This window comes from Pseudomonas sp. GM78 (assembly GCF_000282475.1).
Lineage (GTDB): Bacteria > Pseudomonadota > Gammaproteobacteria > Pseudomonadales > Pseudomonadaceae > Aquipseudomonas.
Genome location: NZ_AKJF01000226.1, coordinates 1 through 6,839, shown reverse-complemented (window position 1 = coordinate 6,839; position 6,839 = coordinate 1). Strand labels below are relative to the sequence as shown.

Genomic DNA, 6,839 nt, shown 5'->3' with positions numbered 1-6,839 from the left:
TGTGGGTGAGTCATACCGGCAAGACTTTTTGGTTCCTTTTGTGGCGTTTGACAAAAGGGACTCGCCGTAAGGGCGAAACCATAAGTGGCCGTTACCGCAGGAATGGATATGTACACCAGTGCAGATCAGCTCGACGACGCCCGATGCCGCAACCCCGAATGATTCGGCGTCATCGCCAACGCCAATTGCGTACGGTTATGCATATGCGTCAACCGCAGCACCTGCGACACATACAACTTCACCGTGTTCTCGGTAATGCCCAACTCGCAGGCAATCTGATAGTTGGTTTTCCCCTTGCCCACCAACCGCGCCACCTCCAGTTGGCGTGGCGATAGCTGATTGAAAATGGCCGGGATCTCGGCCCGCTCGGTATCGCCAGCAGCGCCGTCATCCGCTCCCGATGCCAGCGGTGTGCGCCGCACCCTGTCCAGGTCGTCATACAGATCATCAAGCGACTCGGACAGGTACTGCAGCTTCTGATTCAGATGCCCCAACTGCAACGCCTTGTGCCGCTCCTGCAATGCCACTTCCTGGCGTTGCACACCTTCGAGCAACTCACCCAGATCAATCGGCTTCTGGTAGTAATCGGCAACGCCGGCGCGCAATGCCTTGATCACATCCTGCTTGTCCGCCTGCCCGGTGAGCATGATCGCTTCGAAGGCCCGGTGTTTGCCGCTCAGGCGTTGCAGCTCCTGGACCATTTGAATGCCGTCCAGGCCAGGCAAGTGCAAATCGCAGAGGACCAGGCCGATGTCCGTGTCGTGCTGGAAACGTTCGATCGCCTGATGGCTGGATTCGCAGGGAACGCAGCGGTAGCCGTTGCTCTCAAGAAATTCGCAAAGTTCTATGACGATCAAGGGCTGATCGTCGACCACAAGGACTTTTACTGCCGAAGTACGCTTGTTCACGTGCAACTCCCTGCTAGGCCAAGGACGGACCGTCCCATTACTGACAGCCTGAGGCTGTACAACCTCTGAATGAAAGTAGTCGCTCTTTCGCTGCTGCACAAAAACGGATGACTAGCCGAGCCAGGCAAATGTCAGCAACAGCCCCACCAACAAAAACGGGGCAAAGGGTTGTTTCCTTGACAGACCGGGCTCCAGATAACACAGGCGACTTCTAAGCCCTTGACTGATATGAAGCCAGACTCTTGGCGCCAGCAGCAACCAACACACACTCGCCAGGCCGGCGCCAATGAATACGCCCAGTACATGCCGACCATCGGTCGCCAGCCCCAGGGCGGTCATGAGCTTGACGTCCGCGCCGCCCAGGCGACGCATCGCGTAGGCGGGCAAGGTAAAGGCCAGGGCCAGCAGCGCGGCCCAGCCGCCCTGCTCGGCTGGCGCGCCGATCCAGGTGGTTCCGCTCCATAGCAGATACGCCAGGGCCAGCGCCCCGACGCCCAGGGTCAGGCGATTGGCGATGTGCCGTTGCCGGGCATCCTGCGCTGCGCATAGCGTCAGCCAGGTCAGTAGGACAAAGCTTGGCATCCGGTAAAAAACGTCCGTTATGGCGGAATGATTCTATGCTGACATTACTTCGTGATGTCAGGGTAGACGCCCCCATGAAAAGCAACCTCCCTCGTAAGCAAAAAGGTGCCGTAGCGATTGAATTTGCCTTGGTGTTCGTGATCTTTTTTGCCGTGTTCTACGCGATTGTCACCTATAGCCTGCCGCTGCTACTGATGCAGTCGTTCAACCAGTCGACCGCCGAAGCCGTGCGGCGTAGCGTAGCCCTGGACCCGAACACGCCCGGCTACGAGGCCGCGCTGAAAAACATCGTCAAGCAGGAACTGACTCGCCAGTTGGCGTGGATTCCCGCCGGGCTGAATTTCGATGTCGCCAGCGACACGACCACTACTTATACGAGCGGCGTGTTGAAGGTGGTCATCCATTATCCCTCCCAAAAATTGAACGCCGTGATTCCGTTTCTGAACCTGCCGGGGATTGGCCCCGTACCGAATTTACCGGCCACGCTCACCGCCAGTTCGAGTCTGCAATTTTGAGTGCCGGGGATAAACTCTTCGGGCGCCTGCTCAACCGCCACCCGCCTGCGCACCCGGAAATCGCGTTGCCCCCGAACGTGCTCAGCGTCGGCTTGCAGATACAACTCAATGCCCAGGGACAGGTGTTGCACCTGAGCGGCCCGTTGCGGCATCTGCTGGCCCAGCAGGTTCCCAGGGCTCAGCTTGCGCATCTGCAGGATTTTCTCTTGCCCCATTGCAGCCTCGCCATCGAGGGCTCTCCCGCCGATTGGCAAGGCCAGCACCTGGACCTGGATTTCTATAGCCTCAGCGGCCCGCCCCTGCACCTGCGTGGCTGGGTCCAGCCAATGGCCGACGCCTGGTTGCTGCAGTTGCTGGACATCGGCGACCTGCTGCTTGAACGCCGACAAGCGCGCGTGCGCGAGCAGTGCCAAATGCTCGCGGCACAGATCGGGGAGCAGTTGCGCCTGTGCAGCCTGACGCGCTTGCCCGATGTGCTGATCGACCAACTGCAATCGCTGGCCCAACGCTTTCACATTCCCTGTATCGCCCTGGCGTTGCTCGATGAGCAGGAGCAAGGCTGGCAGATTCACCAGCACTATGCCGACTTCGATGTGCCCAGCCTGTGGCACAACAGCCAGCGCCTGGGTACCGGGCTCGACAGCTTGAACGGCTCCACGCCGTATCACCTGAACCTGGCCGAACATCCGCGGCTGCAAGGCACCTTTGGCAATGCCGAGGGTTTCGCCGTGCCCTATCACGATGCGCAAGGCGTGGTGGCCTGGTTGCTCTGTGGCTGTTACCCGGCCCATCAACAGGCCCCGGACGTCAGCGAGCGCGACTGGTTGCAGTTCGCCGCCGCCCTCGCCGGCCCCTTGCTGGAACGCTTGCGCGAACATCGACACCACCTGCAACTGGAGCGCCTGGAGTCGTTGCAGGCGCTGCTCGGCACCGGCTGGTGGGAATTGTTCTGCGACAGCACCGAGGTGCAATTGGCCCCCTCCCTGACCCGCGCCCTGAACCTTGACCAGGAACGTTTACCGCTGCAGGACTGGCTCGCCCAAGTGCACCCCGCCGACCGCGAAGAGTTGCACAGCCGCCTGCAGGACTTGCAACACGAAGGCACGCCATTGCTGTTGTGCGTGCGCCTGCACCGCGCCGACGGCGACGCTCCAACGGTCTGGTATCGCTTGCAAGGCCAGGCCCTGGGCGTAGGCAGCCAACGGCGTCTTGTCGGATTCATGCTCGACGTCAGCGACATCAAGAACCAGGAGCAACTGGCCGCTGCCGCCCATGCGCGCCTGGACAATCTGATCGCCAGTTCACCCGCGGTGATTTACGTGCAGCGCTATGTCGAAGGTGCGTTGCAACCCACCTTCTTCAGCGACAGCCTGCAACCTTTGCTGGGCTGGACGCTGGCCGATTGTGCCGGTGCGGCGTTGGTCGATCGCGTGCACCCCGAGGATCGCGATCGCTATTTCGAGCGCACCCGCCTGCTGCTGCGCGAAGGTTCGGCACGCGCACGCTATCGGCTGCGCGACAGTCGTGGCGATTACCACTGGCTGCTCGACGAAGCCAGGTTGCTGCGCGATGACCTGGGCTTGCCGGTGGAAGCCGTCGGCCTGTGGCTGGACGTCACCGAAGCGACGCTGGCGGCCGAGCACGTCAAGCAGAGCGAGGAGCGTTACCGGATGTTGGTGGAGGACTCACCAGCCATGATCTGCCGCTATCGTCCGGACCTGACCCTGACCTTCGGCAACCGACCGCTGGCGACGTACCTGGAATGTTCGCCCGAGGGTTTGCCGGGGGTGAACCTGGGCAGCTGGATGTCGGCGCAGCAGCGCGAGTCCTTCCTCCAGCGCCTGGGCCAACTGAGCCCTGAGTTCCCGGTCAGCACCGCGGAAATCAACCTGCAGTTGCCCGGCCGGGAACACGCCTGGTGGGTCTGGTCGGATCGCGGAGTGTTCGACGAGCAAGGTCGCCTGCTGGAAGTCCAGGCCGTGGGTCGCGACAACACCGAGGTTCGGCGCGCCCAGCAACAACTGACCCAAAGCGCGAAAATGGCCACATTGGGCGAGATGGCCACCGGCCTGGCCCATGAAATCAACCAGCCGCTGAACGTGATGCGCATGGCGATCATCAATGTACTCAAGCGCCTGGGCAATGGCGATATCCAGATCGACTACCTGACCGACAAGCTCAACCGAATCGACGCCCAGGTCCAGCGCGCCGCGCGGGTGGTGGACCACATGCGCGTGTTCGGCCGTCGCTCGGACATCGAACAGCAGCCGTTCGACCCGGCCCAGGCGATCGAAGGCACGTTGTCGCTACTGGCCGAGGGGATGCGCGGCAAAGGGGTGGAACTGCGGGTCAGCGAAAGTGGTTTCGCGGTACAGGTGCGCGGGTATGTCGATCAGTTGGAGCAGGTGTTGATCAACTTGATGGTCAACGCCCGGGACGCGCTGCTCGGCAAACGTGAGGCCGACGGGCACAAGCCATGGATTGCGGTGTACGCCGAACGCGATGAACACAGGGTGCGGCTGTGGGTTGAAGACAACGGCGGCGGCATCGACCCGCGCTTGCAGGAACGGATCTTCGAACCCTTCTTCACCACCAAGCCGGTGGGTGTGGGCACAGGGCTGGGGTTGTCGGTGAGCTATGGCATTGTGCAGAACATGGGTGGAACACTCAGCGTCAGCAACTCGGCCGAGGGCGCGCGGTTTTGCATCGAGCTGCCGATTGTGCCCGCCGATCAGATCACCAGCGACGCGCGCCCGGCGTGACAGCTGAGGTTGGCGCCGACTTCGACCTTGTTCAAGTCGATGCCCAGGCTCGCCAGCAACGTATTGATCAGGGTGTCCAGCAGCGGGCTGAGCACGGTGTTGATCGCATTGACCAACGCGGTGGTGACGTCGTTCAAGATGCTTCCCAGGCCACCGACGATGCTGCCCGACGGCCCATACATGTTCACACCGAGGTTGCTGACGGTGGTGCTCAGGCTGTTGACGATGTTGTTGGTGGTGTAGGCGTAGAAAAACGGTGCCTGGTTGATTTCCGGAAGGTTGGCGGCGGCGGGTGCGGAATACACGTGGGGGATGTTGGCGTTTTGCGCTACAGGGATATTGACCAGGATGTCGATGCCGCCGAGGGACTGATGTTTGTAACAGTCCATCGGTAAAATCAGAAACCGCTTGCAGGTCTTCACGCCAACATAAATGACCTGGAGCGGGTTCACGATATTGGTTGGCGGGACCGTGGCGGAGCCGAACACATCTTCCTGGGTAATCTTTCCGATTTTCAGTCCGATCAGCCTGGTCGTGGTGCTGGTCGTCAGGCTTTTGTTGGTCGCGCTCATGCAACTGTAAGCCGTGACGTAACTCCAGGCACCGCCCGCTTCCAGGGCGACATCGAGCTGTATCGATGGTGCTAGAAGCTTGATGTCCGGTGTATCACAGGCTGCACCCAAGAGGCAGGTGAGCGAATCGATCACCTCAACCAGATCCAGATAACTCAGTGCTTTAAGGGTAGGCGTCAATGGTGCGACCAGATCGGCTACTGCATCGAGCAATGGCTTGATGGCGCTTAGCACCGGCAGTTCGATCGACAACAACGTCTTGACCTGGGCGGTTCGAACATAGATCCGGTCAGGTCCCAATGGTGCCAGGGCGGCCTTTTTCGGATTACCCATGGCCGATAGTTGCGGTGGCTGCATCACCTGCACCCGCGCGTTGATCTGCGCCAGGCCCGCGAGGTTGATCGGCAAGGTCGCCACCAGGCCGTTTTGCTTGTTGGCCAACTGCACGACGCCTTCAATCAGGTCGAAGGCTTTGAGGTTCACTGCCAGGGCCGAGATGTCACTGCCACTTTCGACGTGCAACAGGTCGCCCAGTACGACGCTGGTCGTACCGGCCGCCAGCTTGAGCGCCTTCAGGCTGACGATCGTGGCACTCGCCGCCAGAGTGCCATTGGGGTCCAGGACATTGATGGCGGCCTGGATCAATTGGCTGACGGTGATGCTGTTGGACAGTACCTGGTCATAGCCGGCGGCGGTCAGGCCGAGGTCGACTTTCAGGCGATTGAGGTAGCTGAGCAGGCTGATGTTGCTGTTGACCAAACCATTCCAGCCGGCGGCATTGATCGTCACGTTGCCTCCCAGCAAGCCGCCGAACAGCAAACTGGTTATGGCTGCCTTGCCGGTATCGAATGTCAGCACGGTGCTGCGGATGGTCAGTGCCGCCAGCGGCGGCGGGAGCGCGGCGACGGCCTTGGCCTTCAGGATCAGGGTCGAGCCCGCAGGCGCACCGCCAAACAGTGCGCCGATGCCGCCAGCAAAACTTTGCGGCACGACGTGGCTGGCGATGACCTGGATCGCTTCACTTTTGCCAGGGTCGGCGGCAAATATCCGCAGGCTGTTGGCATCCAGGGTCAGCCCGCCGCAGCTGACCGTCAGTGCGCGCCCGTCGCCGGGCAAGGTGAAGCCGTTGCGCTGGGCGCTGGCGGTGGCATAGCTGGTCGCGGTGGCGCCCGTGGAACAATCACCGCCCCGCGTGGCGGCTTCGAGCGCGGCCATGTCGGCGATGCGCTGCAGGTTGCGTTTTTCCAGGTAGAGCCGGCCGCTGTCGATCACCAGCAGAATGAACACCAGCGCCAGCGCCAACGTCACCGCCGCCATCAGGCCAATGGCCCCTTTTTGTCGGGCAGGGCCGCAAAACTGCATGCGAGGCGACATCGCGCACTCCTTTGCCGGCGCACGGCCGAACGTGGCCTCCGTGGGTGTAAGGCAGTGTAGACAAGGGATGGCACGACTGCTGGCAACTCGCCATTGTGTTTTTTTGTAGATACTCTGTTCACGGTC

Annotated in this window: 5 protein-coding genes; 2 read left to right on the top strand and 3 right to left on the bottom strand. The window is 61.3% G+C overall.

The features are described from left to right. Nucleotides 1–125: 125 nt before the first annotated feature. Both PMI35_RS00370 and PMI35_RS00375 read right to left on the bottom strand, forming a co-directional pair. On the bottom strand, nt 126–908 hold the full coding sequence (locus PMI35_RS00370) for a response regulator transcription factor (RefSeq protein ID WP_008066636.1): 783 nt from the start codon (nt 906–908) through the stop codon (nt 126–128). Between the two features lie 111 nt (nt 909–1,019). Beyond that, nucleotides 1,020–1,490, bottom strand: coding sequence for an A24 family peptidase (locus PMI35_RS00375; RefSeq protein WP_008066634.1), 471 nt, complete (start codon nt 1,488–1,490; stop codon nt 1,020–1,022). A gap of 74 nt (nt 1,491–1,564) precedes the next feature. Between PMI35_RS00375 and PMI35_RS00380 the strand changes: the two genes are divergently transcribed. Continuing rightward, nucleotides 1,565–2,005 carry a TadE/TadG family type IV pilus assembly protein gene (locus tag PMI35_RS00380; protein WP_032832191.1) on the top strand — a complete coding sequence of 147 codons (441 nt, stop codon included), beginning with the start codon at nt 1,565–1,567 and terminating at the stop codon, nt 2,003–2,005. Next, nucleotides 2,002–4,767: an ATP-binding protein gene (locus tag PMI35_RS00385; protein WP_008066629.1), complete on the top strand. Its 2,766-nt coding sequence runs from the start codon at nt 2,002–2,004 to the stop codon at nt 4,765–4,767. The genes PMI35_RS00380 and PMI35_RS00385 overlap by 4 nt, the downstream gene beginning before the upstream one ends. On the opposite strand, the gene PMI35_RS00390 is transcribed toward PMI35_RS00385, so the two are convergent. Beyond that, nucleotides 4,737–6,713 carry a pilus assembly protein TadG-related protein gene (locus PMI35_RS00390; protein ID WP_008066627.1) on the bottom strand — a complete coding sequence of 659 codons (1,977 nt, stop codon included), beginning with the start codon at nt 6,711–6,713 and terminating at the stop codon, nt 4,737–4,739. The two genes, PMI35_RS00385 and PMI35_RS00390, sit on opposite strands and share 31 nt — an antisense overlap. Nucleotides 6,714–6,839 lie beyond the last annotated feature (126 nt).